This window comes from Humibacter albus DSM 18994 (genome assembly GCF_000421825.1).
Classification (GTDB): domain Bacteria; phylum Actinomycetota; class Actinomycetes; order Actinomycetales; family Microbacteriaceae; genus Humibacter; species Humibacter albus.
In genome coordinates, this window is the sequence record NZ_ATXT01000013.1 from 455017 (window position 1) to 481408 (window position 26392).

23 protein-coding genes are annotated in these 26392 nt (G+C 68.0%); 9 read left to right on the forward strand and 14 right to left on the reverse strand.

The window, feature by feature from the left end; translation table 11 throughout:
* Positions 1 to 75 precede the first annotated feature (75 nt).
* From H623_RS0106815 to H623_RS18365, 3 genes are read left to right on the forward strand one after another with little or no spacing between them, the layout of a single operon-like run.
* The gene (locus H623_RS0106815) at positions 76 to 921 is read left to right on the forward strand and encodes a carbohydrate ABC transporter permease (RefSeq protein WP_033371381.1); all 846 of its coding nucleotides are present in this window, start codon (positions 76 to 78) and stop codon (positions 919 to 921) included.
* Positions 918 to 1790 (forward strand): carbohydrate ABC transporter permease, encoded by an 873-nt coding sequence (locus H623_RS0106820; RefSeq protein ID WP_084485710.1) that lies wholly within the window; start codon positions 918 to 920, stop codon positions 1788 to 1790. The genes H623_RS0106815 and H623_RS0106820 overlap by 4 nt, the downstream gene beginning before the upstream one ends.
* Before the next feature lie 3 nt (positions 1791 to 1793).
* Complete coding sequence (locus H623_RS18365; protein WP_022900197.1) at positions 1794 to 3623, forward strand: DUF8034 domain-containing protein; 1830 nt, start codon at positions 1794 to 1796, stop codon at positions 3621 to 3623.
* A gap of 9 nt (positions 3624 to 3632) precedes the next feature.
* Here the strand turns inward: H623_RS18365 and H623_RS0106830 are convergent, their stop codons facing one another.
* The 3 genes from H623_RS0106830 to H623_RS0106840 form a co-directional block, all read right to left on the reverse strand.
* Positions 3633 to 4133 carry a GNAT family N-acetyltransferase gene (locus H623_RS0106830; protein ID WP_022900198.1) on the reverse strand — a complete coding sequence of 167 codons (501 nt, stop codon included), beginning with the start codon at positions 4131 to 4133 and terminating at the stop codon, positions 3633 to 3635.
* Positions 4130 to 4456, reverse strand: coding sequence for a type II toxin-antitoxin system TacA family antitoxin (locus tag H623_RS18370; protein ID WP_022900199.1), 327 nt, complete (start codon positions 4454 to 4456; stop codon positions 4130 to 4132). Before H623_RS18370 ends, H623_RS0106830 begins: the two co-directional genes overlap by 4 nt.
* 93 nt (positions 4457 to 4549) lie before the next feature.
* Positions 4550 to 5308: a GntR family transcriptional regulator gene (locus H623_RS0106840; protein ID WP_169514901.1), complete on the reverse strand. Its 759-nt coding sequence runs from the start codon at positions 5306 to 5308 to the stop codon at positions 4550 to 4552.
* Between the two features lie 99 nt (positions 5309 to 5407).
* Between H623_RS0106840 and H623_RS20725 the strand changes: the two genes are divergently transcribed.
* Genes H623_RS20725 through H623_RS18380 form a run of 3 tightly spaced genes read left to right on the forward strand, consistent with a single transcriptional unit; the run spans position 5408 to position 9473 of the window.
* A complete protein-coding gene (locus tag H623_RS20725; protein WP_245558924.1) occupies positions 5408 to 7495 on the forward strand; it encodes a right-handed parallel beta-helix repeat-containing protein in 2088 nt (695 codons plus the stop codon).
* A complete protein-coding gene (locus H623_RS18375; RefSeq protein WP_051143107.1) occupies positions 7462 to 8385 on the forward strand; it encodes an amidohydrolase family protein in 924 nt (307 codons plus the stop codon). The genes H623_RS20725 and H623_RS18375 overlap by 34 nt, the downstream gene beginning before the upstream one ends.
* Positions 8386 to 8426: 41 nt before the next feature.
* On the forward strand, positions 8427 to 9473 hold the full coding sequence (locus H623_RS18380) for an acetylxylan esterase (protein WP_169514902.1): 1047 nt from the start codon (positions 8427 to 8429) through the stop codon (positions 9471 to 9473).
* Between the two features lie 16 nt (positions 9474 to 9489).
* Here H623_RS18380 and H623_RS0106860 read toward each other — a convergent pair whose 3' ends face one another.
* Positions 9490 to 9840 carry an ArsR/SmtB family transcription factor gene (locus H623_RS0106860; protein WP_022900202.1) on the reverse strand — a complete coding sequence of 117 codons (351 nt, stop codon included), beginning with the start codon at positions 9838 to 9840 and terminating at the stop codon, positions 9490 to 9492.
* Positions 9841 to 9896: 56 nt separating this feature from the next.
* Here H623_RS0106860 and H623_RS18385 point away from each other — a divergent pair, with 56 nt between their 5' ends.
* Positions 9897 to 11216, forward strand: a complete 1320-nt coding sequence (locus H623_RS18385; RefSeq protein ID WP_022900203.1) for an MFS transporter — start codon at positions 9897 to 9899, stop codon at positions 11214 to 11216.
* A 63-nt stretch (positions 11217 to 11279) separates the two neighbouring features.
* Here H623_RS18385 and H623_RS0106870 read toward each other — a convergent pair whose 3' ends face one another.
* Together H623_RS0106870 and H623_RS0106875 are read right to left on the reverse strand one after the other, a co-directional pair.
* Complete coding sequence (locus H623_RS0106870; protein ID WP_022900204.1) at positions 11280 to 12824, reverse strand: MFS transporter; 1545 nt, start codon at positions 12822 to 12824, stop codon at positions 11280 to 11282.
* A 40-nt stretch (positions 12825 to 12864) separates the two neighbouring features.
* Positions 12865 to 13155 (reverse strand): hypothetical protein, encoded by a 291-nt coding sequence (locus H623_RS0106875; protein WP_022900205.1) that lies wholly within the window; start codon positions 13153 to 13155, stop codon positions 12865 to 12867.
* 309 nt (positions 13156 to 13464) lie between these two features.
* Between H623_RS0106875 and H623_RS0106880 the strand changes: the two genes are divergently transcribed.
* Positions 13465 to 13833, forward strand: a complete 369-nt coding sequence (locus H623_RS0106880) for a VOC family protein (RefSeq protein ID WP_022900206.1) — start codon at positions 13465 to 13467, stop codon at positions 13831 to 13833.
* Between the two features lie 559 nt (positions 13834 to 14392).
* Here the strand turns inward: H623_RS0106880 and H623_RS0106885 are convergent.
* The 3 genes from H623_RS0106885 to H623_RS0106895 form a co-directional block, all read right to left on the reverse strand.
* The gene (locus H623_RS0106885; protein ID WP_022900207.1) at positions 14393 to 14692 is read right to left on the reverse strand and encodes a DUF1905 domain-containing protein; all 300 of its coding nucleotides are present in this window, start codon (positions 14690 to 14692) and stop codon (positions 14393 to 14395) included.
* A 351-nt stretch (positions 14693 to 15043) separates the two neighbouring features.
* Positions 15044 to 16480 (reverse strand): aspartate aminotransferase family protein, encoded by a 1437-nt coding sequence (locus tag H623_RS0106890; protein ID WP_022900208.1) that lies wholly within the window; start codon positions 16478 to 16480, stop codon positions 15044 to 15046.
* Positions 16481 to 16512: 32 nt separating this feature from the next.
* The gene (locus H623_RS0106895; RefSeq protein WP_022900209.1) at positions 16513 to 18009 is read right to left on the reverse strand and encodes a CoA-acylating methylmalonate-semialdehyde dehydrogenase; all 1497 of its coding nucleotides are present in this window, start codon (positions 18007 to 18009) and stop codon (positions 16513 to 16515) included.
* A 193-nt stretch (positions 18010 to 18202) separates the two neighbouring features.
* On the opposite strand from H623_RS0106895, the gene H623_RS0106900 reads away from it, so the two are divergent.
* Positions 18203 to 19942, forward strand: coding sequence for a PucR family transcriptional regulator (locus tag H623_RS0106900; RefSeq protein WP_022900210.1), 1740 nt, complete (start codon positions 18203 to 18205; stop codon positions 19940 to 19942).
* 101 nt (positions 19943 to 20043) lie between these two features.
* Here H623_RS0106900 and H623_RS18390 read toward each other — a convergent pair whose 3' ends face one another.
* The 5 genes from H623_RS18390 to H623_RS0106925 all read right to left on the reverse strand — a co-directional run bounded on the left by H623_RS18390 (position 20044) and on the right by H623_RS0106925 (position 26364).
* On the reverse strand, positions 20044 to 21030 hold the full coding sequence (locus H623_RS18390) for a ribokinase (protein WP_022900211.1): 987 nt from the start codon (positions 21028 to 21030) through the stop codon (positions 20044 to 20046).
* 43 nt (positions 21031 to 21073) lie between these two features.
* Positions 21074 to 22360 carry an ABC transporter permease gene (locus H623_RS0106910; RefSeq protein ID WP_026940035.1) on the reverse strand — a complete coding sequence of 429 codons (1287 nt, stop codon included), beginning with the start codon at positions 22358 to 22360 and terminating at the stop codon, positions 21074 to 21076.
* Positions 22357 to 23682, reverse strand: a complete 1326-nt coding sequence (locus H623_RS18395; RefSeq protein ID WP_022900213.1) for an ABC transporter permease — start codon at positions 23680 to 23682, stop codon at positions 22357 to 22359. The genes H623_RS0106910 and H623_RS18395 overlap by 4 nt, the downstream gene beginning before the upstream one ends.
* Entirely contained in the window at positions 23679 to 25199 is a 1521-nt protein-coding gene (locus H623_RS0106920; RefSeq protein ID WP_022900214.1) for an ABC transporter ATP-binding protein, read from the reverse strand. The genes H623_RS18395 and H623_RS0106920 overlap by 4 nt, the downstream gene beginning before the upstream one ends.
* An 88-nt stretch (positions 25200 to 25287) precedes the next feature.
* Positions 25288 to 26364, reverse strand: coding sequence for a BMP family lipoprotein (locus H623_RS0106925; RefSeq protein ID WP_022900215.1), 1077 nt, complete (start codon positions 26362 to 26364; stop codon positions 25288 to 25290).
* Positions 26365 to 26392: the final 28 nt, after the last annotated feature.

Sequence of the window (26392 nt, forward strand, 5' to 3'; positions counted from 1 at the left end):
CGGACACGATCCGGGGAGGGCGCTGCGGCGCGCAAACGAAACAGACGACTCAAAGACACGGCGGTCTCGCTCGGCATGGCCGGCCCCGCGGTGCTGCTCTATTCCGCGCTCATGGTGGTGCCGGTCGGAGTCGCGATCTACCTGAGCTTCACCGACTGGGACGGCTTCTCGGATGCCGCCTTCATCGGCATCCAGAACTACACGCATCTCTTCACGGATCCGAACACCACGCACTCCATGTGGGTGACGGTGCTCATCGTCATCTTCGGCTCTGCGTTCCAGATCGGATTCGGCCTGATGTACGCGCTGGCCCTTCGCCAGAAGTCGCGAACGAACTCGGTCTTCCGGGCCCTCACGTATTACCCGCACGTGATCAGCGCGCTGATCCTCGGGTTCCTGTGGAATGCCATCCTGGGCACGAAGGGCGCGCTCAACACGCTGCTCGCCCCGTTCGGGATCGGCCCGGTCGGCTTCCTGTTCGAGCAGAACCTGGCGCTCATCTCGCTGATCGCGGTGATCGTGTGGGCCGGCTTCGGCTTCAACGTGGTGCTCTTCGTCGCGGCGCTGCAGACCGTGCCGCTCGAGCTCATCGAGGCGGCCGAGATCGACGGCGCGAGCCGCTGGCAGATCAATCGGAACATCGTGATCCCGATGATCGCGCCGGTGGTCACGGTGGCGTTGATACTCAGCCTGATCGGCCTGCTGCGCGCCTACGACATCGTCGTGAGCCTCACCGGCGGCGGCCCGGCGGGCTCGACGTCGACGTATGCGTACGTGATCCTCGCGCAGTCGTTCGGCAGCACGAAGATCGGCTATGCCAACGCGCAGGCCGTGTTCCTGATGATCGTGTCGGCAGCCCTCGCGCTGCTGGTGACCGCACTGCGCAATCGCAGTGACAAGGCAGCGGAGGGCGAAGGATGACCGCCGAGACAGCCGTACGGATGCCGCGTCGACGTCGGCGCGAGCGGGTCAACGTCGGACGGGTGATCATGCTCGCGCTGCTCGTGCCGCTCATGGGCGGACCGGCGTACATCCTGCTCGTCAACGCGTTCAAGACGCAGCAGGACATCCAGAGCCAGCCGTTCGGCATCCCGTTCGACCGGCTCACGCTGCAACCGCTGATCGACGCGATCACGAGCCCCGAGTACAACGTGGTGGCGTCGTACGGTTTCACCGCGGCGATCGTCGTGGTCGTCGACGTCATCTGCATTGCGCTCGCCGGTCCGGCGGCGTATGTGATCGCGCGCAGCACCAGCCGCAAAACCAGACTGCTGATGCTGTACTTTCTCGCCGGAACGTTCATTCCGGGCGCGGCGATGGTGATCCCCGCTATCTACGTGCTTCGAACGCTCGGCCTGGTGAACAGCTTTGCGGGGCTCGTGCTCTACGACTCCGCGACGACGCTGCCGGTGAGCATCTTCCTTATGGTGGGCTACATCGCGACGGTGCCGCGCGACATCGATCAGGCGGCATCGATCGATGGCGCCGGCCGGCTCCGCACGTTCTGGACGATCATCTTCCCTCTGCTGAGACCCGCGGTCGTGACGGTGCTCATCCTGAACTCGATCGGGCTGTGGAACGACTTCGTGAGCCCGCAGATCCTGCTCGGGCCGTCATCCGATCAATACACCGTGACGACGGCCATCTACACCGGCATCAGCCAGTACACGACCGACCTCACGAAGGTGTTCCCGAACCTCCTGCTCGCGGTCGCGCCCGTGATCGTGTTCTTCCTCTACATGCAGCGGCACATCATCAGCGGCCTCACGGTCGGTGCGACGAAGGGATAGTCCATGACAGCGCCCGACTGGGCACTGCTGCAGGTGAGCCTGCGCGAACGACTCGAGCAGGCGTGGCGTGAGTTCGCCGGTACGTACGTCGACGACGACGGTCGGCTGCGCCCGGGTGGACGGCCGATCGGCCGCGACGGCGCCGACGACTTTCTCGAGGCGGTCTTCAACTGGCCGACGCTCTACTCGGTCGGGGGCAGCCCGGAACTGCTGGAGGCCGGCCTGCGCATCTGGCGCGGTGTCAGCGCGCAGCTCGAGGAGCTGGGGCTGTTCCGCGACGGTTTCGAGACCGGCTACGACTGGTTCCACCTCGGCGAAGGGCTCGAGCTCTTCTACGGTCTCTGCCTCGCAGACCCGCGCAACCCGGAGCTGGTGGATGCCGTCACCCGGTTCGCGGGCCTCTACCTGCCCGACTCGCCGGCCGGCAACTACGATCCGGAGCTGCGGATCATCCGAGCACCGCACAACGGTGCCGGCGGTCCGCGACCGGGGCTGGAGGATGAGCTGCCGCGGTTCGGCACCGAGCGACGTGAGATGCGTACCTACGGGCTGCCCGTGCGCGGACTGCCCGGCATCGAGTCGTGGGATGACCTGGACTCTCCGGGCAACGCCGAGCGCATGGCCGAGGCGATGCAGCATCGGTTCGGCTCCGGTGACGTCGCCGTGAACCTCAGCGTCGTCTCCCTCGTCACGCTCGCGTGGCTTCTGACCGGAGAGGCGCGTTGGCGCGACTGGGTCGAGGGCTATGTGACGGCGTGGATGCGCCGCGCGGCCGACAACGGCGGCCTCCTCCCCGACAACGTCGGCGCCGATGGCGTGGTGGGCGGCGAGCCGGTGGGCTCATGGTTCGGCGGGCTGTACGGATGGACGTGGCCGCACGGCATCCACAGTCTTCTGCCCGCTGCCCTGAACGCGGGAGCCGGGCTGCTCACCTCGAGCGCCGATGACGGTGCTCTGCAACTGGCTCGAGGCATCCTCGATGCCGTTCGCTCCCAGCGGGTGCGCGACGTGCCCACAGGCCGTGCCATGACGATGAAGCGCCGCTGGAGCACCCATTTCGGCGACGAGTTCGACCACGAGCTCGAGCTCTGGCCGACGCGGCTCGCGCCGGACGGGTGGTTCGACCATCAGCCACCGCAGGCGGCGTTCCCGGTGTGGCTCTGGTGGCATTCGCGCCGGTCGGACGACCTCCGGGCGCTCGACGAGCTGCGTGCCGCCGGGGGCTGGGACTGGTCCCTGGTGCGTCAGTTCCGCGACAAGGAAGAGGCCGGGCACGAGGATGCCTGGTTCGCCGCGCTGAGGGACGGCGACGTCGAGCGCTTCGCGGCCGACCTGCTGACGGTGGCGCACGGACAGGTGGACGAGCGGCTCGCGGCGCTTCGAGCGGATGACCTCGCCTCCGGATTCGACCAGGATCGCTGGCAGCGCGTGAACCCGGTGGTCACCGAGGCGCTCGTGATGACGGCGTTCGGGGCGCCGCAGGCCCTCTACAACGGCGGGCTGCAGCACGCGTTCGTGCGGTACTTCGACCCCATCGCAGGGCGACCGGGGCTGCCGCCGAAGGTGGCGGCGCTCGTGGAATCGATCGACCCGGAGCGGTCGGTCGTGCAACTCGTGAACCTCGGCGATGACGGTGTGGAGACTGTCATACAGGCAGGCGGGTTCGGAGAGCACGTCATCCGTCGGGCCGTGCTCCGGGATGTCGACACTGACGAGGAACAGGACGTCTCGCTCGAGGGCGGCTCGCGGATCGCCGTGCGCTTGGCGCCTCGAGCCCGCGCCAGGGTCGCGCTCGTGTTGGACCTGCACGCCGGGGTGGCGCGCCTGCGCTGACGCGCCAGGTCAGAGTGCGGCGATAGTGGCGCGCACGTCGTCCAGTCGCATGTACAGGGCGAGCGGTTCGTCGCGGAGTGGGAGGAAACCGTGACCCTTCCAGAAGCGGGCCGCGTCTTCGTTGAGCGCGTCGACGAACACCGCCCGCGTGGCGACTGTTTCTGCGGCTGCGCTGACGCGTGTGAGCGCGTCACGGAGCAGCGCTTTGCCGAGTCCGATGCCTTCGAAACGTTCATCGACGGCAAGGCGGCCGATCAGCACTCCGGGGATTGGGTCCGGCTGGTTTCGGCCGAGGCGGCTCGGTGCGCGGCGGCAGCCGGCGCTGTACCCGGACAGGGTGTAGTAGCCGATCACGAGACCTTCGGCGGCGGTGGCAACGTAGGTGCGGGCGGTGTTGGCGGCGTCGCTGCGGCGGGCGCGGTCGTGGAGCCAATTGTTGAGTTCCGGCTCCCGGCTGCGGAACGGTTCGATGCGGTGATGCTCGTTGAGTGGTTCGGGCAGCGCGCTCACGCAATATCCGCCGCGATGCGTTCGATTGCGGCGACGCGCTCCTGGTCGGCCCACACCGGTTGCTCTTCGAAGAGCCGCTTGAGTTCGGGCAGGGCGCGGGGCGGCTCATCCAGAGCCCGAAGGAGCGCATCGAACGTTTCGGCGGGCAGGGCGATCGAGTGTTCGGCGCGCAGAATCTCCTCCGCTTCCTCGGCGGCAAGCATCGAGACGAAGTCCGTGATGCTGCGCCCCTTGAGCGCGGCGGCGCGCTCGATGAGTTTCTTCTGCTCGACGGTCACCCGAACCTCGATGCGGGCGGCCTTGAGCGGCGTGGTGGGAGACATGCTGTCAGTGTACGGCAAATTGCCGGGACCAAGGTGTGCGCGGAGAACTCCGTCAGCGCTGCAGTGCAGGGCGGCTGTGTCGCGAGCCCGCCGCTACGGGCTCTGCAACGAGGCGTGACGGCCGAAGGCGTCGGCGGCCTTGTCGGCGGACTTCGGGTGCAGCAGTGCGAGCAGCTTCGCGTGGTCGTCGGCCACCCTCGACCAGTCGCCCTGGAACAGCGGGTCGCCGACGGCGCGAGAGGAGCGCAGTGCCGGCTCGATGACATCCCAGCACTTGACGATCAACGGGTTGCCGCTCGCGGCGCACACCTGGCGGTGGAACGTGAAGTCGAGCACGCGGAACACCGCGACGTCTTCACGCCCGGCCGCCTCGCGCATCCGCTCCACGACGGACTCGAGCTCGGCGCGGGCCTCATCGGTCAGCTCCGCCGCGGCGAGACGCGCAGACGTGCGCTCGATCATGGTACGGGCGACGACCGCGTGCTCGAGGTCTTCCTCCAGCGCGACGGTCACGAAGTGCCCGCGACGCGGAACATGGGTGAGCACGCCCTCGTACGCGAGTCGCTTGACGGCGTCGCGCACCGGGGCCTGGCTGATGCCGAGACGCTGGGAGAGCTCGAGCTCGACGACGCGATCGCCCGGTTTGAGGGCGCCCTCCATCACGAGCCGGCGCACCAGGTCGTACACCTGGTCGGAGATCAGGTCTCGTCCGAAGTTGCCGCGCTCCGCTTCGAGGCTGCGCCGCAGTGCCTCCCGGGCAGCAGGATCGGCCGCGGCGGCACTGTTCGCCGAGGAAACGGGGGAGCCCCCCTCGGCGCTCGTCTCAGGCTGAAAAGCCGAACTGTTCGACACGGGCATGAGTCTATCTATCGATAATCCTGCGGATAGGTGTTGACGGGCTGATGACATCCCGCTAGTTTCATCGATTATACCCTATCGATAGGAGCGAGGATGCTTGCTATCCGCAACCGCACACACCGATCGTCGTCCACGGCGCACGATCGACATCGCACCCAGCAACGGGCCCGGAGCAGAACGGCCAGGGCCGCGCTCGGCGCCCGCCGGCTCGGGCGCACCTGGGCGGTCGCCCTCGTCGCGCTGACGGCCGCGGCCGTCGCGATCCCGGGCTCGGCCGCCGCCGTTCCCGTGCACGGCGCGACTTACTACGTCTCGACGCACGGCAACGACAGGGCGAACGGGCGCTCGATGCATCACGCGTTCGCGAGCATCCAGAAGTGTGCCGACGTCATGGTCGCCGGTGACACGTGCGTGATCGGCAGCGGCACGTATCACGAGACGGTCACCCCGAAGGCGTCGGGCACTTCTCTGGCGCCGATCACGTACACGGCGGCGCGCGGGGCGAAGGTGACCGTCTCCGGAGCGGATACCGTGCGGGGCTGGAGGCGCGTGACGGCATCCGATGTGAACACGCTCTCCGCCGCCGACCCGTATGTCGTCGGTTCCGCCTTCAGCCAGGCTGTCGACGATGGCGACGTCTACAGCGTCGCCATCGATCTGGGCGACGACGTGAGCCCGGTGCAGGTGTTCACCGACGGCGCGATGGACGTCGAGGCGCAGTGGCCGTATCCGGGAACGGACCCGGTTCGTCCGACGACCGTCGAGCGCGCGGCGGCCGGCAGCACCGGCGCGACGCTGGTCGACCCTGCGCTCACGCAGCCGGCCGGCTACTGGGACGGTGCGCGCGTGCTCACGAGCTACTGGTACGCCACCGAGACCGGCACGGTCGTCGGCTCCTCGACCGGGTCGCTCACGCTCGACGTCGCGCCCGCCTGTGTGCACACCATCGAGCCGAACCAGACGCGCTACTCGCTCGCCGGGCAGATCGCCGAGCTCTCGCACTCGGGAGAGTGGTATTACGACGCGACGGCCAAGCGCCTCTACCTCGACAGCCAGGACTCTCCGATGCGGCACCACATCGAGGCCAAGCAGCGCCAGCTCGGCTTCGACCTGACCGCATCCAGCTACACCACGGTGAAGAACGTGCACCTGTTCGGGACCTCGATGACCACCGGCGATGACAGCAGGGACGTGACGCTCGACAGCATCGACGGCACCTACCTGTCGCAGTACACCGACATCACGCAGGGCGCCACGAACTGCGGCACGACGGTCAACCGTGGAATCACTGACACCGGGATCGTCGTGAAGGGCATCGGCAACACGGTGAAGAACAGCACGCTCTCGCTGAGCGCGGGCAACGGCATCGCGCTGCTCGGCTACGGCAACACGGCGACGAACAACGTGATCAGCGATGTCGACTATGCCGGGACGTACGCGGCCGGAATCGCCGTGCAGGGATTCGGCCAGACGGTGACGCACAACACCATCTCGAAGGTCGGGCGCAGCGGCATCAACCTGCAGTGGACCCTGCCCTACGGGGCGACGGCGGGAACGGCGGACCGGATCGCGTACAACGACATCTCCGAGTACGGGAACCTCAGCCTCGACACCGCGGCGGTCTACACCTGCTGTGGCGCCTCGATGGCGGGGACATCCATCGACCACAACCTGCTGCACGACGCCACGCCGGCGATCGGCACCAGTGAGACGTTCGCGATGGCAGGCGTCTACGCCGACAACGGGCAGAGCGATCTGACGATCGCGAACAACGTGGGCTGGAACAACCCAACTCAGACCGTCATGCTGAACGGGCTGGGCAGCGGATCGCTGAACAACAGCGTCTACAACAACACGGGCGGCGTCTACATGATGTACGTCAAGGGCGCGGGGGAGTCGACGGGAACCGTGGTGGAGAACAACATCGGAGCACTCGTCGGCACGACGGACGCGACCGACGGCGGCATGGTGCTCACGAACAACATGGGCTCCGACGTCGATCCGCTGTTCACCGATCCGGCGAAGAACGACTACACGTTGCAGGCCGGGTCTCCTGCACGCAACGCGGCCATTCCGATCGCGGGCATCACCGACGGGTCGACAGACCCGGTGCCCAGCCTCGGGGCCTACCAGTACGGAGCCCGAAAGTGGGCGGCAGGAGCGACGCGATCGCGACGATGAAGATCGACGCGCACGTCCACGCGCACACTGCCGCGCTCGATGACCTCGGGCGCGGCGGTGGCGTGCTCGCCCGCGTCGACACGATCGAGCGGCTGCGTCCGCTCGCGCTCACCGCGGGGGTGGACGCGGTCGTTCTCGTGCAGACCGTGGGCAGCGAGCGGGAGACCGAAGGACTGCTGGCGCTCGCCGCGGGTGATGCGCGCGGCGACGCCAGGGGCGACGCCGGTGACTCCACGGGTGATGCGCGCGGCGACTCGTACGGGTTCGTCGCCGGCGTGGTCGGCTGGGTTGATCTGACGCGGCCGGATGCCGGTGCGCGGCTCGACCGTCTGCGTACCGGGCCCGGAGGAGGTCGGCTCGCGGGCATCCGCACGATGGTCCCCGACACCGGTGGGCGCTTCCCGGAATCGGCGGTGGCGCGCGGGATGCGTGCGGTCGCCGAGCGAGGACTGGCACTCGATTTGTTGCTCACGCCGAGCAGGCTGCCGGATGCGCTCGTTCTCGCGGAGGCCGTCCCCGAGTCGCGGATCGTCGTGGATCACCTCGCGAAGCCGGAGACCGGCAGGTCGGGCTTCGCCGCCTGGAGCCGCGGCATGCGCGCGCTGGCCCGCCGAGCGAACGTGGCGGTCAAGCTCTCCGGGCTGCTCACGCAGCCGCGCGTCGGGCATGCGCCCGACCAGCTGCGCCCCCACGTCGACGTCGCCCTCGAGGCGTTCGGCGCCGAGCGGGTGATGCTCGGCTCTGACTGGCCGCTGTGCGAAGCGGCCCGCACCTACGATGCGACCCTGGAGACGACGATCGGACTGGTGGGGGAGCGCGCGGCGCGCATGCGCATCGAGGGCGGTACGGCACGCGAGTGGTACCGGCTCGGCGGGCCGGACGGCGGCTGATGCCTCGGGTGCGGCTGACCGGCGCTACGACCGCCACGTTGATGCGCGAGCGATTCGGCTTCGACCCGACGCACGGCTTCGACCTGTCTGCACTGCTGCAGGTCGGGCCGCCGGGCGACGAGCCTGCCGATCTTGACAGCTTCTGGGCGGGCGTCGCGAGCGAGGCGGCCGGCGTCGATCCAGTGCCGCAGGTCGGCGCATGGCGCGAGCTCGAACCCGGCATCGAGGCGGCCGACCTGTCGTATCACAGTGTGGACGGCGTGCGGATCGGCGGCTGGGTCACACGGCCTGCCGCGAGCGGCGGGGCGAGCGGGAAGGACGTCGGCGACGCGGTCTCGCGCGTCGTCGTGGTGGGCCACGGATACGGCGGCCGGGACGCGCCGACGCTCGCGGACGTGCCCCACGACGCTGGCGCGGTGTTCCCTGTCGCACGGGGGCTTCCCACGCGGAGCGAGGTGCCGGGGGTCGGAGGCGCGACGGGCGTGCATCACGTGCTGTGGGGCATCCACTCGCCCCGCACGTACAGTCACGTCGGCTCGGTGGCGGATGTCTGGCTCGCCGCCCGCGTCGCCCGCATGGTGTTCCCCGGCGCGCGGCAGGTCTCGTACGTCGGTGCGAGCTTCGGCGGCGGGATCGGCGCGCTCGCGCTCGGATTCGGCGACTGCTTCGACGCCGGCGTGCTCGAGGTGCCCAGTTTCGGCCATCACCCCTGGCGCGTAGCCGTGCCGAGCACGGGATCGGCGAGCCGGGTGCGTGAACGGGTGCGCGAGCACCCAGCTGTTCTCCGCACGCTGTGGTACGCGGATGCCGCCACGGCGGCGCTGCGCGTGCGCGTTCCGGTGCTCGTGCTGCCGGCGCTGGCGGATCCGTCGGTGCCGGTGCCTGGGCAGTTCGCCGTGGCGAACGCGCTCGCCGGCCCGACGTGGGTGCACGTGCTGCCGCACGGGCACTGCTCGGGCGGAGACGGATGCGAGGACGCCGGACGGGCCGAGGCGATCGCCGAGTTCCTGGCGGACGTCTGGGCGGGCCCGCGGATGCCAGCTCCCGCCGTTCGCGCGTCCGGATCGATACCGAGATCGGCCCCCTGACAGCGAGCCGCCGCGGCTACGCGGCCTCGACCACCAGCGCGTCGATGAGACCGGGGAAGCGTTCGTCTAGCTCGGAGCGACGCAGGCGGATCATGTGTGTGCGACCGACGACGGTCCACTGCGTGAGACCGGACTCGCGCAACGTCTTGAAGTGGTGGGACAGCGTCGACTTCTGAACGCTGAAGTCGCTGACGAGCTCAGACTTCGGACGAGGCTCACCGTCGGAGAGGGTGCGCACGATCTCGAGCCGGATGGGGTCTGCCACGGCACGCAGCAACTCCACGAGCTGTACCTCGGACATGGGCGGAACCGGGTAGTGCTCGACGCCGAGCGGAGTGCAGTCGTCGTGCGGATCGCGTTCGGGCACGCCACGCTCCAATAAATAGTTTGACGATCATCGAACCATTGATCTACCTTGACGGTATGACGGTTATCGAACAATCATATCGCGGTTCGACCCTTCGACTCCTCTTTCTCGCTCTCGGCATGTTCGGCGTAGGCACGAATGCCTTCGTCATCGCCGGACTCCTCCCGCGCATCGCAGGCGATCTCGACGCGAGCCAAGCATCGGTCAGCTACTCGATCACGGTGTATGCGCTGCTCGTCGCGATGGCGTCGCCGCTGGTGTCGATCCTGCTGTCGCGGGTCTCGAGAGGGTGGCTGATGGCATCCGGTGCGCTCCTGTTCACCGTCGGAGTCGGCGTCGCGGCGGTCGGCGACTCGCTGACGACGTTCGTTCTCGCCCGGGTGATCGCCGCGTTCGGCGGTGCGGCGCTCGTGCCGACGGCTACGGCGGCGGCGACCACACTCGTGCCGCCGCACCGACGGGGACGTGCGCTGGCGATCGTCGGGGCCGGCTTCACGCTGTCGGTGGCGGTCGGATCGCCGCTCGGAACGGAACTGGGCACCCTGTTCGGCTGGCGCGCGGCCATGTGGTGCCTTGTCGGGCTCGGCGCCGTCGTGGCTGTCGCGATCCCGGTACTGTTCCGCACGGTGCCTCAGCCGCCCGTCGTGTCGTTGCGCCGACGTCTCGAACCGCTGACGGATGCCCGTGTGCTGGCCACGCTCGCGGCCGCACTCTTCGCCACCACCGGCTTCAACGTCGTGTACATCTTCTCCGCCGAGGTCACGCGGTCCTCGACCGGGGGATCGGGTGCACTTCTTGCCGTGCTCCTACTCGTGTACGGGGTGGCCGGGGTGATCGGCAACGTCTTCGCGGGCCCGGCGACTGACAGGTTCGGCAGCCGCGGCACCGCGACGGTCGCCCTGGCTGTGCAGAGCGCGGCGCTGTCGGCGCTGGCGGTCCTCGAGTGGTCGTTCGGGGCATCCATCGTCGTGTTCGCGGTCTGGGGAGTTGTCGCGGCGGCGGTGACGATTCCGGTGCAGCACCGGCTGGTGGCCATCGCGCCCGAGCATGCGCAGCAGACCATGGCGTGGTACTCGACGGCGATGTACCTCGGCATCGCGATTGCGCCGCCACTCGGCAACGCCGCGCTCGCCGGGGCCGGTCCGTGGCTCGTGCCGGTCGCCGGAGTGGTTGTGAGCCTTCTCGCGCTCGCCTTCTTCCTCGCCGGGTTCCGGGCGCGACGAACGCGCGGGCTCGCGGCGGCTCCGGTTCCGTCAGGGAGGGGTGAGCCCGATCCGATCACGCCCGCGCCCCATTCGAGCGGCCGGACTCCGTCGGCGTCCGGTGCAACCGACGGGATGACGCCAACGGCCGGGGCGCCGGTGGTCGCACCGTAGCCGCCTCGGGGTCCCGGTATTCGGCACCCGCGAACCGGTAGCCGGAAGCGACACGCGGTCGCCCTACTCCAGGCCGACCTTCTTCGGCAGCGCGAACACCAGCAGGAAGGCGCAGACCGCGAAGATCGCGCTGGTGAGCATGGCCAGGGCGGCGCCGTTGCCGAACGCAACCGCGAGACCGTGGTCGATGTACTGCGCAATGGCGTGCTTGATGGCATCCGGTCCGCCCGCAGCATGCTGCTGTGCGATCTGCGCCGCCTTCGCCTTGCTCGGTGCGAACGACGACGGGATCTGCGCGAACAGCACGCTGCCGATGATCGCGATGCCGATCGCCGAGCCGACGCGCTGCACGGTCTGGATGACCCCGTTCGCCGCACCCGCCTCGGAGTTGTCGACGGTGGCGACGATGAATCGCGCGTTCGGCGCCACGAAGAGGCCGCTGCCGACGCCCGCGACGAAGAGCTCGGGGAGCAGACCCCAGTTGGTGAGGTCCTGCGTCGGCGAGAGCCAGAGCAGCAGCCACAGGCTGATCAGGCCGATCGCGACGAGTCCGGTCCCGAGGCTCAGCACGTTGCGCCCGAGCCGTCGTGCCACGCGATCGCTGGCCGTCGCGCCCACGATGTTGCCGATCGAGAACGGGAGCGAGACGAGTCCGGACTCCAGTGCCGTGTGCCCGAGGCCGGCCTGCCAAAGCAGCGAGATCGTGAAGAAGATGCTCGTGAACGCCGCGAAGTAGACGAACGCGAGCAGCACTCCGCCGGTGAACTGCGGATGCGAGAACAGGTGGGGCGGCACGAGCGGCTCCGTCGTCGTTTTCGCCACGTGCCGCTCCCAGAAGGCGAAGCCAATGAGCAGCACGACGCCACCGGCGAGGCTCAGCCAGGTCCAGAGCGGCCAGCCCAGATCTTCACCCTCGATGAGCGGAACGAGGAGCGCAACCAGGGCGGCGATCGCGAGAAGCAGGCCCACGGCATCCGTCGAGAGTCGTTTGCCCTCGGCGCCGCCGGGCACCAGCGCGATCGCGGCGATGACGGTGAGGATGCCGATGGGCGCGTTCACGAAGAAGATGGACCGCCATCCCTCCGCCTCACCGAAAGCCTGGATGAGCAGCCCGCCGACGAGCGGGCCGAGCGCGGTCGAGATGCCGATCACGGCGCCCATCACGCCGAAGGCCCGGCCACGGATGCGGCCGGGGAACATCAGCTGGATGAGGGATGCCACCGCCGGCACGTAGATGCCGCCGCCGACGCCCTGCACCACGCGCGCGACCACGAGCTCGGTGCTCGACTGGGCGAGCCCGCACCACACGCTGGAGAGCACGAAGACGCTCACGCCGACGATGAAAATCCACTTGTGGCCGAACCTGTCGCCGAAGCGTCCGGCGGGGATGAGCAGCAGGCCGAACGCCAGCGCGTACCCGGAGATCACCCACGAGAGCGTCGCCTCGTTCGCGTTCAGGCTCGTGCGGATCGTCTGCAGCGCGACATTGACGATGCTCGTGTCGAGCAACGCCATGAACATGCCGGCGAGCAGAACGACGAGCGCCCACCACGCGCGCCTGCTGACGGTGGTGCCGGAGGGGTCGGGGCTCAGCGCGAAGGTCGACACGCAGACAAGTTGACCACGGATGCCACGGCGCGCTTCTCGTTCAGGTCGCCGCCCGCTCAGCGTCCGTTTCGTCGTGGGCCGCGGCTTCGTCGCTGGCTGCGTCTCTGTCACCGGCTGTGACTCCGTCGTCGACCTGGGGTCGCTCCATCAGCCGCGCCAGATAGTGCATGGTTCCGTTGATGCGCTCGGCAGCACGGGGATCGGTATCTTTGAGCCCCCACCACGCCTGGGCGGCGAGCCGGCTCGCCTCGTCAGCGCGACCGGCTTGGCCGAGGGCACGCAACGCCTTCGTGAACAGGGTCACGATGTCCCGGTCGTTCTGCTCGCCCATGAATGCCGCCTCTCGCCGCCTCCGACGCTACTCGCCTTGACCACGAGAGCGGCCGCCTGCCGGGATAGCGGACGTGAGCGGCCGGTCGCCGGGACGGCGGACGTGAGCGGCCGGTCGCCCGGACGATGCACGAGAGCGGCCGGTGGCCCGGATGGCGGACGTGAGTGCCCGCTCGCTCGGACGACGCACGAGAGCCGAGCGGCAGAGAGACGGGGGTCGCAGGTAGAGGGCCATGCGCCGTGGCGCACCGCAACCGGAGCCCAGCGTCAAGCCCTTCGGAGTGTCGGAGGCCGGCCATAGCCTGACCGCATGATCGGAACATGGGACATACTCGTCATCGACTGCCCTGATCCGCTTTCGCTCGCTCGGTTCTACGAGGAACTGCTGCCGATGCGGATCGTCGAACAAGAAGAGGGTTGGGTCACGCTCGCCGCCGACCCCGGCGCGCGCCCGCTTCTGGCCTTCCAGAAGGTCGAGCAGGACTACACGCCCCCGCAGTGGCCGGGCCAGGACGTGCCGCAGCAGATGCACCTCGACGTCAAGGTCGACGACATGGATGCCGCCGAACAGCAGGTGCTCGCGCTCGGCGCCGTGAAGGCCGGCTTCGACCGCGAGACATTCCGGGTCTATCTCGACCCGGCGGGGCATCCGTTCTGCCTGGTCACGCCGGGCGACTAGGCCGCCGCCGGGCGACTGGGCCGGCGCCGGGCGACTGGGCCGGCGCCGCGTGACTGGGCCGGCGCCGCGTGACGGGGTTTCACGGTCCACGGCTGAGCCGTCCCGCGCGGCTTTCCCGCCATCGCGCGGGGCCCCCCCTCTGTCACGCGTGGCATCCCTCCGTCCCGCGCGGCCTCGCGCCGTCGCGCGTGGCTTCCCGCCGTCATGCGCGGCATCCTGCCGTCGCGCGGGGCATCCTGCCGTCACGCGTGGCATCCTGCCGTCACGCGTGGCTTCCCTCCACCACGCGGGGCCTCGCTCCACCACGCGCGGCCTCCTGCCGTCACCCGTGCACTATTTCAGGAGATTTCGAGCCAGATCGACATATACGTGGTCTGATCGGAAATGGCCTGAAATAGTTCCTTGGTCGACCGGCAGGGCGGCGTAGGCAAGGCACGGCGGGGTGATGCAGGTCCGAGGTGGCGCGGGTCCGAGGTGATGCGGGCCCGAGGCGGTGCACGTCCGGGTGGCGCAGGGCAAGAGCGGCCGGAGTGCAGCTCTTTGCGGCACGGGCCGGGCGTCAGAACTGGGTCTCGACGGCCATGCGCACGGTGTCGCCTACGCCGACGCCCTCACGGGTGCGGATCGCCTTCTTGATGGCGAGCACGTAGCTGCCGTCGTTCTCCGGAAAGATGGATGTCCGCCAGCGCGACGATCCGAGCGTCGCCTCCACCTTCACCGAGTTGAAGCCCGCGGGAGGGTACGGGGAGTCGTGGATCTCCTCCGAGATGTCGAGCGGCAGCCGCGCGAACACCCAGAGTTCGCGCCGAGCCTCCCAGGGAAACAGCGTGGACTCGAACTCGTACCGGATGCCCGCCATGCCTCCACGGTATGGGTCGCCGCTGACGTCGGGGGCCGACGGCGCGGCTGACGTCGAGCGCCGACGGCGCCGCTGACGTCGCGCCGACACTAATTCAGGCCATACCGGTTCACATCGACATATACGCCGTCTGATCAGACATGGCCTGAATTAGTGACAGACAGTGCGGCCCGAGCGGAGTGAGCGGGCGCAGTGCCGTGTGCCTGCAGGGGTTGGGAGCTGCGCCCGCTCGGTGAGCGGGGGCGCCAGAGGCACAGGGGCATCAGTGGGCAGGGGCGCCGCCGGCGCAGAGGCACAGGGGCGTCGGTGCGTAGGGGCGCCAACAGGCAGAGGCGCCAACGGGCACGGGCGTCAGCGCACGTAGCGGTCGGCGACGCTGAGGGCCTTGTCGTAGGCGTCCAATCCGCGGCGCAGCTCGTCCTCGGCGATCACCAGCGGCGGGGCGATGTGCATGCGGTTGAAGTGTGTGAACGGCCAGACACCTTCCGCCTTGCACGCCGCCGCGACCTCGCCCATCGGGGCGGCCTCGGCACCCGACGCGTTGAACGGCACGAGCGGCTCGCGCGTCTCCCTGTCGATCACGAGCTCCAGCGCCCAGAACAGGCCTCTCCCGCGCACCTCGCCGAGCGACGGGTGCGTGTCGAGCCAGACCGTGACGGTGGGTTCGACGATGCGCGAGCCGAGGTCGCGCACGCGTTCCAGGATGCCGTCGCGCTCGAACACCTCGAACGTCGCGACGCCCGCGGCGCACCCGAGCGGATGCCCGGAATACGTCAGCCCGCCCTGAAACGAGACGTCGTCGAAGAAGTGCGCGATGGCATCCGAGATGATGACGCCGCCGAGGGGCACGTAGCCGGAGTTCACGCCCTTCGCGAAGGTGACGAGGTCGGGGATGACGTCGTAGGCATCCACCGCGAACCACTCGCCGATGCGGCCGAAGCCGACCATGACCTCGTCCGCGATGTAGACGATGCCGTACTTGTCGCACAGTTCGCGCACGCCTTTCAGGTACCCGGGAGGCGGCATGAGCACGCCGTTCGTGCCGACGACCGTCTCGATGAGCACTGCGGCGACGGTCTGCGCACCCTCGAGCACGATCACCTGCTCGAGGTGCTCGAGTGCGCGCTGCCCTTCTTCTTCGACGGATGCCGCGTGGAACGCCGATCGGTACGGATACGGTCCGAAGAAGTGCGCGACATTGCCGTCGGCGTACGGCTGGTTCGCCCAACGTCGTGGGTCGCCGGTGGCCGCGATCGCCGTGTTCGTGTTGCCATGGTACGAGCGGTACATCGCTAGCACCTTCGAGCGGCCGGTGTAGCGGCGCGCCATGCGGACGGCGTTCTCGTTGGCATCCGCACCGCCGTTGGTGAAGAACACGTGGTTCAGATCGCCCGGCGCCACCTCGGCGATGCGGCGTGCCAGCTCGCCGCGCACGTCGTTCGCCATCGCCGGTTGGATGGTGGCGAGCCGGCCGGCCTGCTCCTGGATCGCCCGCACGAGGTCCGGATGCTGGTGGCCCAGATTCAGGTTCACCAGCTGCGAGCTGAAGTCGAGATACGGGTTGCCGTCGTAGTCCCAGAACGTGGAGCCCTCGCCGGCCGCGATCGGCAGCGGGTTGATGTGCGCCTGCGCGCTCCAGGAGTGGAAGACGTGGGCACGGTCATCCCCACGCACCTGCTTCTCGGCGTCGGTGTCGCCGAACGCATGGAATGAGCCCGTGCGGTCGGTGTAGCCGGTGGAGCCATCTGCGGTGCGCGAAGAACCGGTGCTTTCGTCGATGACGGTCATGGTCGGCTTCTTTCGTAGTCAGCGAATGTCGGTCAGTGGTTGCCGGGGAACGCCAGCTCGACCTTCGAGCCGGCCGGCTCGGAGCTCGCGCGCGGCCACCGGCTCGTGACCACCTTGGAGCGCGTGTAGAAGTGGAACGACTCCGGCCCGTAGATGTGCGAGTCGCCGAACAGGGAGTTCTTCCAGCCGCCGAACGAGAACGACCCGACCGGCACCGGGATCGGCACGTTCACACCGACCATGCCCACCTCGATGCGGAACTCGAACTCGCGCGCTGCGCCGCCGTCGCGGGTGAAGATCGCCACGCCGTTGCCGTACGGGTTGTCGTTGATGAGCTCGATCGCCATCTCGAGCGTGTCGACGCGCACCACTGCGAGCACCGGCCCGAAGATCTCGTCGCAGTAGGTCTTCGAGTTCAGGGGCACGTCGTCGAGCAGCGTGGCGCCGAGGAAGAACCCGTCGGAGTCGAACTGCTTCTGCGACCCGTCGACCACGACGATCGCGCCTTCGTCGGCGGCACCCTTGACGTAGGAGAGCACGCGCTCGCGGTGCGCCGCCGTCACGAGCGGGCCCATGCCGCTGGCCGCATCCGTGCCGTCGCCGATCACGAGCTCGTCGATGCGCTTCTGGATGGCCGGAACCAGCGCGTCGCCCGCGTCACCCACCGCGACCAGCACGCTGACGGCCATGCAGCGTTCCCCGGCGGATCCATATGCGGCCGAAACCGCGGCATCCGCGGCGGCATCCATGTCGGCGTCACCCATCACGACCATGTGGTTCTTCGCGCCACCGAGCGCCTGAACCCGCTTGCCGTTCGCGGCGGCACGCTCGTAGATGGACTTCGCGATCGGCGTCGAGCCGACGAAGCTGATCGCCGCGACGTCGGGCGAATCGAGGAGGGCGTCGACGGCCACCTTGTCGCCGTGCAGGACGTTCAGCACGCCGTCGGGGAGGCCCGCCTCGGCGAACAGCTTCGCGAGGAACACCGCCGCCGACGGGTCCTTCTCGCTCGGCTTGAGCACCACGGTGTTGCCGCACGCGATGGCACTCGCGAGCATCCAGAGCGGCACCATCACCGGGAAGTTGAACGGTGTGATGCAGCCGACCACGCCCACCGGCTGCTTGACGCTGTGCACGTCGACGCCGGTGGAGATCTGCTCGCTGTAGTCGCCCTTGAGGTGTTCGATGAGGCCGGCCGCGTACTCGACGTTCTCGAGGCCGCGCGAGACCTCGCCCGCAGCATCGGAGAGCACCTTGCCGTGCTCGCTCGTGATGATCGCGGCGAGCTCGTCTTTGCGCTCGGCCAGCAGGTGGCGCAGGCGGAACAGCACGTCGGCGCGCTTCGTCAGGCTCGTGGCGCGCCACGTCGGGAGCGCGGCCTTGGCGGCGGCGATGGCGGCGTGGGCATCCGCTTCGCTCGCCATGATCACCCGGTGCTGCACCTCGCCCGTGGCAGGGTTGAAGACGTCGCCGGTACGCTGCGCGTCCCCGGCCTCGGCGCCGGCGATGAAGTGCTGGATGAGGGCCATGGGCGGTCCTTTCGTTGGTGCTCTCGTGCGTGAGTGTGGGCCGTCTCGATCGGCATCGAAGTCGGATGCTCGACCATCGCCGTCCCGCCTCTCACCGCGGCCGCGCCCCCACTCGGAGGGTGGCCGGACGAATCGACGGGTGGGATCTATTAGGCTGTGGTCCCATGTTCACAGAGAAGTGGAATCGATAGCGGTGCCAGAACGTCACGGCTTCGCGGGTGGTCGCACAGATCGTCCGAACCCGGAGCGCGCGGCCCGTGAGGGCGCGGGTGCGCCGGCATCCGGTGCCGGATTCGACCGTGCCGCCAAGCGTCAGGCGGTGTCGCGGCAAGCGGTGCTGCCGACTATTCGGGAGGTGCTCCGCCTCGAAGAGGTGGTCACGTCTCTACCCGAGGTGCTCGTCGGCGAGGCCGGTCTGGATCGCCCGGTGCGGTGGGTGCACGTGAGCGAGACGGCCGACGTGACGCACCTGGTCAAGGGCGGCGAGCTCATCCTCTCCACCGGTGTCGGCTGGCCCAGGGACGCCCCGGCCCAGCGCGAGTTCGCCGCTCGCCTGGTCGATGCCGCGATCGCCGGAATCGTGCTCGAGCTCGGTCACCGATTCCCGGAACCGCCCGCCGCGTTCCTCGATGCGGCGCGCCACCACCAGCTCCCGTTCGTCGTGCTGCACCGCGAAGCGCGTTTCGTCGCCATCACGGAGGCGGTGCACGCACGCATCATCGCCGACCAGATGGCGGCGCTCCGTGCCCGCGACGAGATCCACGCTCTCTTCACCCAGCTCAGCCTGCACGGCAGTCCCGCCGACTACATCGTCGCCCAGGTCGGTCGCACCCTCGGCTCTCCCGTCGTGCTCGAAGACCTCACTCACCGGGTCATCGCCGTGGAGGCGATGGGGGACGATGCGCGCGTGCTGCACGAGTGGGAGCAGCGCTCGCGCGACGCGCACGACCGAGCGGCCGACGCGATCGCACGCGACGCCATCACGGGAGCAGACGACTGGACCATCGTCCCCGTGGAGGCTCGCGGCATTCGCTGGGGATATCTCGTGGCGCTGCCCGGAAGACCGCACCCGGCGGGGCGGACGAACGTGCTCGAGCAGGCGGCCATCGCACTGGCCCTGGGCCGGCTCGCCGACCGCGGAACCGACGAGTGGACGCGCACCAGCCACGAGCGCATCGTCAACGCGCTGCTCGGTCGCCGGTTCTCCGGTGAAGCCTCGATCGCCGACCGGCTGGAGGCGAGCGGGCTGCCGGTGGTGGGCCGCGCGCTCGTCGGGCTGGCAGTGCGCGTGAGGGGGAGCGGCGTGGCAGCCGCGGCGACGGCATCGTCGCTGCGAGAGCTCGGCTCGCCCGCGGTCTCGTCCGCGCATCCTTCGGCGGATGTCGGCACCAGCGCGGTCATCGTCTCGCTGTCGCGCGGCGGCCGGCTCTCCGACCAGGTGCTGTCGTCGTTCGCGGCCGCCGTCGCGAAGGCGGCGGATGCACCGCCCGCGGAGGTGACGATCGCCGTCGGGGCGGACGCCGATGGCATCCCGGGTCTGCTGGCCTCGTTGGAGCAGGCGCTCGAACTGCTCACACCGTGGGATGATCACCGTCGCCGGGGGCCGCTGATCGTGCGCGTCGAAGACCGGCCGTTGCTTCGGCTGCTCAACTCCTTCGGCAGCGACCCGCGGCTGCAGGCGCACAGCGAACGGATGCTCGCCCCGCTCATCGAGTACGACCTGCGTCGTGGGGGCGATCTGCTCGACGTGCTCACGGCTTACCTCGCCTACCCGGGCAACCGCACGCGCGCCGCGACGGCCAGCCATCTCTCGCGATCGGTCTTCTATCAGCGGATCGCGCTGATCGAGGAATTGCTCGGCATCTCGCTCGACGACGGCGAAGTGGTCAGCGCGCTGCACACGGCGTTGCTCGCGCGCCGCGCCGGGCGCTGAGCGGCGGCCGGCGGGCGCCGAGGACGGCATGAGAGGCCGGGGATGCCCGTCGGTGGACCTGATGCTGGCAGCCCTGAATAACAGACGAGGCCATCCCGCCTCTAAATGCGAGGGGCTGCTGGAGCGTGCTCGGTGAAGGGCCCGCTCTCGGAGAGCAAAGAATTCACCTGCGAGAGTGTAGGCATGCCATCTTGAGCACCGGGCGAGGTGACGGCGAGCGCGGCCGCGGTCACGGCGAGTTCGGCCGCCTGCTCAGACGTGCTTCCGGCCGCGAGGCGGGCGCAGTACGTGCCGAACAAGGTGTCACCGGCACCTACTGTGTCGATCGCCTCGACTTTCAACGACGGCACGCGGACCGCCTCGCCGTGCACCCTCAGGAGGACACCGTTGGAGCCGAGGGTGAGTACCACGCTGCTGTCGAACTCGGCCGCGAGGTGCGCGGCGGCGTCCGGTGCGGTGTTAGCGGACGCCAGGCACGAGGCCTCCGCTTCGTTCAGGATGATCGTGGACCTGCATCCGAAAATCGAAGCGGGTACGGCGCGCACAGGCGACGGATTGAGCACCAGGTGGGCTCCGGATCGCGTGGCCGCATCGATGGCGGCGATGACAACCTCGTCGCGCACCTCGAAACCCACGGCCACGATGTCTTCGGACCGCAGGTTCACGTCGGCGAGTGCGAGGCGCACGGTGGAGACATCCAGATCGGCATTGGCGCCGGCGGAGACCACTATCTCGTTCTCGCCGGCATCATCGACGAGCACGACGGCCGTGCCCGTCGGCGAGTTCGATCGGGAGATGGCGTGGGTATCGACGCCATTGGCCCGCAGATTGGCGACGGCGTCGTCTCCGGCATGGTCGGTACCGACGCAGCTGATGAGAGTAGTTCGGCCCGCGAAACGTGCGGATGCGACGGCCTGGTTGGCGCCTTTACCACCGAATCGGGTGCTGCGGCGTGTGGAGTGGATGGTCTCTCCCGCGTGTGGCAGCTGATGCACGGCCAGGATCGAGTCCACATTGATAGAACCCACGATGATGACGCGGCCGTCGGTCGACCCTTCGTGATCAGATGGGTCGGGGAACTTGTTCACGACGTAGACCTCGCTAGCTTGAGACTGTCGACCGGCCTGGCCGTCACGACTTGAAGTAGGGCTTGCCACTGGCGGCAGGCCCCCGCGACTGCCCGACCAGGCCAGCCACCGCGACGATCGTGACCAGGTACGGCAGCATCAGGAGCAGGTCGCTGGGCACCGGAGAGCCGATGATGCCGAGCACGGACTGCAATTCGTTGGCGAAGCCGAAGAGCAGAGCCGCGAGGGTCGCTCTCAATGGGCTCCAGCCACCGAAGATGACCGCCGCGAGAGCGATGTAACCGGCCCCGCTGGTGACATCTTCGGTGAAAGCGCCCACCGAGCCGAGCGTAAAGTACGCGCCCCCGAGGCCTGCCACAGCGCCCGCCAACGAGACGTTCCAGAACCGTGTGCCATTCACGTTGATGCCTACCGTGTCAGCGGCTTGCGGATGCTCGCCCACCGATCGCAGACGTAACCCCCACCGTGTGAAGAAGAGTCCGAACGACACCGCGGCGACGGCGATGTACATGAGGTAGACGATGATCGTCTGGTTGAAGAGCACCGGCCCGATCACGGGGACGGCGGACAGTCCGGGGATGGCGATTGTTGGCAGCTGCGTGGGCGAGTTAAGCGTGCCCGCATCCTGCGAGAGCGAGGTCTGATAGAGAAAGTTGGTCAGCCCGAGCACGAGGCCGTTGAGCACGATCCCGACGATCACCTGATCGACGAAGTACTTGATGGCGAACGCCGCGAGCACGAACGAGACGAGCACGCCGGCGATCATCGCTGCCAGCAGGCCTGCGATGGCCGAGCGGGTGGCGGAGGCCACGACGGCGGACACGAAGGCGCCGCTGAGGAGCTGGCCCTCGATAGCTACATTGATGACGCCGGCTCGCTCCGAGATCACACCGCCCATGGCGCCGAAGATCAACGGAACGCTGAGCGCGAGCGCGCCGGCCAGGAGCCCGGTGAGCGGAATGGTGTGCCCGGCGGACGCCCAAGCCAAGAACGCGACCAACAGGACGACGGAGAAGACCGCGATGTACCAGGTCGGCACCTTGCGTCGCGCCCGCACGTAGAGTGTGCTCCCCGCGGCCATCGCCACAGCGGTCGCGGCCGCAACGAGACCGAGTTCCTGGACGGGAATGGACAGATTCGGCAACGAGAAGACATCGGTGCGCCGCGACGCGAAGCTGAACGTCGAGGTGCCGCTGCGCCCGAACACGATCAGCAGGATTACCGCCAGGATCGCGACGGCGCCCAGGAAGATGGGCGCCTTCCAGTCCCTGAGTCGCGGGGTCATGCCCCTTCTGGCTGCTGCGGCAGCGGCTGCTTCGAACGTGGTCATCGTGCGATCGCCTCCTCGGGCGCTGTGGTGTGGCGAACACGCCGTGCTCGCCTAAGCGAGTTCGGCGCGGGCAAGCGGAAGAGTGCTCGCACCAGTGGCGGTGCGGCGATGAAGAGCACGATGATCGACTGCAGTACCTGCACGATGTCGACGTCGATACCCTGCGTGGCCTGCATCGTGTATCCGCCAGCCTGGAAGATGCCGAATAGGATGCCCGCCCAGAAGATCCCCCAGGGCTTGTTGCGTCCCAGAAGTGCGACGGTGATCGCGTTGAACCCGATCCCGGCGTCCAACGCATTGGTAAAGCCAGTCGTGGTCTGCGCGAGCACTTGGTATGCGCCAGCGAATCCGACGAACGCGCCGGAGACGAGCATCGTGTAGATGACAGTGCGCTTGACACTGATGCCCGCCGTGAGGGCGGCCTTCGGGTTCTCGCCCACTGCGCGAAAGCGGAAGCCCAGACTCGAGCGCGTCATGAACCACCAGGCGATGACGGTGAGCACGATGACGATGACGAGACCGAGGTTGAGTGCGCGCGGAGAACCGAACAACGAAGGGAGCACAGCCGAGGACGCCTCGGCAGGGCTGATCGGGTTGTTCGATCCTGGAGCCTTGAGGACGTTGCTGAGCAGAAAACTCAAGCCGTAGTAGGCCACGTAGTTGAGCATGATCGTGACGATCACCTCGTGCGCTCCGGTACTCGCCTTGAGCACACCGGCGATGCCGGCGTAAACAGCACCGCCGAGCAGCGCGCCGAGGATAGCGACGATCAAGTGCAGGCCCGGCGGGAGCGGAAGCGTGTAGCCGATCCAACCGGCGAGAGCGCCCGCCACCAGGATCTGTCCCTGGGCACCGATGTTGAACACGCCCGCGCGGAACCCGATGCCGATGCCGAGTCCGGCAGCGATCAACGGCGTCGCGAATCCGAGACTGGTGAAGAGCGGCTGGATGCCGTCGACGAACGATACTTGGCTGAAGTCGTAGACGCCGCCCTGGAATAGCGATGAGTAAGCACCGCCGACCACTTGCCCGATCGCTGCGAAAGTCGCCGACGGCCGGGCGAAGAAGTAGCCCAGGGCTGCCTGCACCTGCGGGTTCGTCAGCGCAATGAGAATCGCGCCCACGATAAGGGAGGCCACCACGGCCAAGACTGTGATGATGGTGGAGCCACCCGTGATGTCGTGGAGCGCACGCGACCAGCGCGGACCATCCTCGTCGGGCTGTTCAGCCCGCTGCGTCGCCTCGATCTGGTCGAGCTCGAGGGAGTCGTCCTCTTCGGCCCCAGTCTCGGCGACGGTGGGTCCACCGCTTTCCAAGCTCATGCTGCCACCTCCGCATCGGCGGGCAGCTCGCCCGCCATCATGATTCCGAGAACGTCTCGGGGCGTGTCTCCGGGCACGATGCCCACAATCTCCCCGCGGTACATCACCGCGATGCGGTCGGCGAGGGCGATGACCTCATCGAGTTCAGTGGACACGACGATGACCGGGATGCCCGAGTCGCGTGCCTCGACGATGCGCTTGTGGATGAACTCGATCGAGCCGACGTCCACACCTCGCGTGGGTTGTGCGGCGACGAAGAGCTTCAACTGCCGACTCAGTTCACGAGCGACCACGACCTTCTGCTGGTTCCCGCCAGAAAGCCGGCCGACCGGGGTGGCGGCCCCCTGCGCGCGGATGTCGAACTCCCGGATGGTTTGATCGGCGAATTCGCGCAGGTAGGAGAGCTGAAGGCTTCCTGCCTTCGCGAACGGCTCGTGAGTTGATCGGTCGAGTATCAGGTTCTCGGCGATGCTGAACTCCGGAACCAGCCCGTCTTCCTGCCGGTCTTCAGGCACGAACCCAGCGCCAGCATCCAAGATGTGTTGCACGCTCTGGCCGCGCAACTCCAGGCCGTTGAGGGTGATGGATCCTGTCGTGTCGCGCTGAAGGCCGAAGAGTGCCTCCGTCAGCTCCGTCTGACCGTTGCCTTGCACGCCGGCGACCGCGAGGATCTCGCCGGCACGCACGTCGAAGCTCACGTTGCGCACGACGGCCTGGCCGGTGTGGTCGACAACGGTGAGCCCGTCGACGGCAAGCGAGGCGGGCCCCGGTTGAGACGGCTCCTTCGATACCGTCAGTTCGACAGACCGTCCGACCATCATCGAGGCGAGATCGGCGTTGGACGCCTGCGGACTGGCTTCCCCCACCACCTTGCCGAGCCGCATCACGGTGATCCGGTCGGCGACTTCGCGCACCTCGCGCAGTTTGTGGGTGATGAAGACGATCGCGGCGCCCTCCGCCTTGAGCTGCCGCATGATCTCCATGAGTTCATCGGTCTCCTGCGGTGTGAGCACGGCCGTGGGCTCGTCGAACACCAGAATCTTCGCCTCCCGGGAGAGGGCCTTGATGATCTCCACGCGCTGCTGCACGCCAACGGGAAGGTGCTCGACGATCGCGTCGGGGTCGATGTCGAAGCCGAACCGTTCCGCAATCGCGCGCACGCGATCGCGCGCCGCCGGCAGGTTCAGCCGTCCGCCGAACCTCGTGTGCTCGTGGCCGAGCATGAGGTTCTCGGCGACCGTGAATACGGGAACGAGCATGAAGTGCTGATGCACCATGCCGATCCCCGCCCGCATGGCGTCGCCAGGACCGGAGAAGCGCTGCAGCGTGTCGTCGACGAGGATGTCGCCCTCATCGGGCTGCAGGAGGCCGTAGAGCTGATTCATCAGCGTCGACTTGCCGGCACCGTTCTCACCGAGCAGGCAATGGATTTCGCCGGGGTTGACGACCAGATCGATGTGGTCATTGGCGACCAGACGGCCGAAACGCTTGGTTATTCCCCGCAGTTCGAGCTTCATGGGACTCACTTCTTCGATGTGTCCAGGGTGGGCCAGGCGCCGGCAGGCACGTCTGCCCGTGCATCGTGACCCACCGTGGGGTGCGTTGTTACTTGATGGCGGACGACGATGGAACCTTGATCGAGCCGTCGATGATGCCGGCCTTGATCTGCGCGAGCTCCTGCGACAGGGAACTCGGTACCTTCGATGCGAAGCGGTGGAACGGCGCCAATCCGACTCCACCGTTCTTCAGCGTTCCCACGTACTCGGCGTTGTCGAACGTGCCGGCATCCGCCGACTGGACCACCACCGCCTCGACTGCCGTCTTGACGTTCTTGAGGATCGAGGTGAGCATCAGGTCTTGATACCCGTTCGTGTCCGTCGCATAGAGGTCTGCGTCGACCCCCTCGAGAACCGCGGTGTTGCCTGCCGCGCGGATCGCGGCGCCGGCGCCCTGGTAGAGCGTGCCGGCGACGGGAACTATGACGTCAGCCCGCTGATCGATGAAATTCGTCGCGATGGTCTTCGACGCGTTCTGGTCGGTGAAGTTGCCGACGAATGTGCCCTTCTGCGTCTCCTCATTCCAGCCGAGCACCCTCACGTCTTTGTTCTTCTGCTTGTTGTAGTACTGCACGCCGTCCCAGAAGCCGTCCATGTACAGCGTCACCGGAGGGATCTCCTGGCCGCCGTACGTGGCCACCACCCCGGTCTTGCTGTACGCGGCTGCCGTGTACCCGCCCATGAAGGCCGCTTCGTTCGACTGGAAGACGATGTTCTTCACGTTCGCCGACGTGATCTGGTCGTTGTCGACCACAGCGAAATCAGTCTTCGGGTTCGCCTTGGATGCTGCCTTCACCGCGGGAACCAGCGGAAAACCCGCGGCCACGACGAGCGTGCACTTGGCAGACACCAGTTGGTTCACGTTGGGTGCATAGTCGTTGGTGGTCTTGGACTGCACGGACTTATATGCAGATCCGGTCTTCTTGGCCCCGGCCTGGATTCCCTCCAGGCTCAACTGGTTGAACGAGTGATCGTTGAATCCGCCGTCATCCGAGACGACGCACGGCAGGCCTGTCGATGAGGCCTTCGCGGATCCTGTTGCCGGAGCGGCACCACACGCCGTCAGCAGCAGCGCTGCGCCGAGCGTCACCGCCACGCTGGCGATGCCTTGTGCACGTGATTTCATTTGCTGGTCTCCTTTGATCCAGCCGACT

Coding starts and splice junctions, on each gene's coding strand:
- H623_RS0106815 (WP_033371381.1), top strand. CDS start 76: ATGGCCGGCCCCGCGGTGCTGCTCTATTCCGCGCTCATGGTGGTGCCG.
- H623_RS0106820 (WP_084485710.1), top strand. CDS start 918: ATGACCGCCGAGACAGCCGTACGGATGCCGCGTCGACGTCGGCGCGAG.
- H623_RS18365 (WP_022900197.1), top strand. CDS start 1,794: ATGACAGCGCCCGACTGGGCACTGCTGCAGGTGAGCCTGCGCGAACGA.
- H623_RS18370 (WP_022900199.1), bottom strand. CDS start 4,456: ATGTCTCCCACCACGCCGCTCAAGGCCGCCCGCATCGAGGTTCGGGTG.
- H623_RS20725 (WP_245558924.1), top strand. CDS start 5,408: ATGCTTGCTATCCGCAACCGCACACACCGATCGTCGTCCACGGCGCAC.
- H623_RS18380 (WP_169514902.1), top strand. CDS start 8,427: ATGCGCGAGCGATTCGGCTTCGACCCGACGCACGGCTTCGACCTGTCT.
- H623_RS18385 (WP_022900203.1), top strand. CDS start 9,897: ATGACGGTTATCGAACAATCATATCGCGGTTCGACCCTTCGACTCCTC.
- H623_RS0106875 (WP_022900205.1), bottom strand. CDS start 13,155: ATGGGCGAGCAGAACGACCGGGACATCGTGACCCTGTTCACGAAGGCG.
- H623_RS0106880 (WP_022900206.1), top strand. CDS start 13,465: ATGATCGGAACATGGGACATACTCGTCATCGACTGCCCTGATCCGCTT.
- H623_RS0106885 (WP_022900207.1), bottom strand. CDS start 14,692: ATGGCGGGCATCCGGTACGAGTTCGAGTCCACGCTGTTTCCCTGGGAG.
- H623_RS0106890 (WP_022900208.1), bottom strand. CDS start 16,480: ATGACCGTCATCGACGAAAGCACCGGTTCTTCGCGCACCGCAGATGGC.
- H623_RS0106895 (WP_022900209.1), bottom strand. CDS start 18,009: ATGGCCCTCATCCAGCACTTCATCGCCGGCGCCGAGGCCGGGGACGCG.
- H623_RS0106910 (WP_026940035.1), bottom strand. CDS start 22,360: ATGACCACGTTCGAAGCAGCCGCTGCCGCAGCAGCCAGAAGGGGCATG.
- H623_RS18395 (WP_022900213.1), bottom strand. CDS start 23,682: ATGAGCTTGGAAAGCGGTGGACCCACCGTCGCCGAGACTGGGGCCGAA.
- H623_RS0106920 (WP_022900214.1), bottom strand. CDS start 25,199: ATGAAGCTCGAACTGCGGGGAATAACCAAGCGTTTCGGCCGTCTGGTC.
- H623_RS0106925 (WP_022900215.1), bottom strand. CDS start 26,364: ATGAAATCACGTGCACAAGGCATCGCCAGCGTGGCGGTGACGCTCGGC.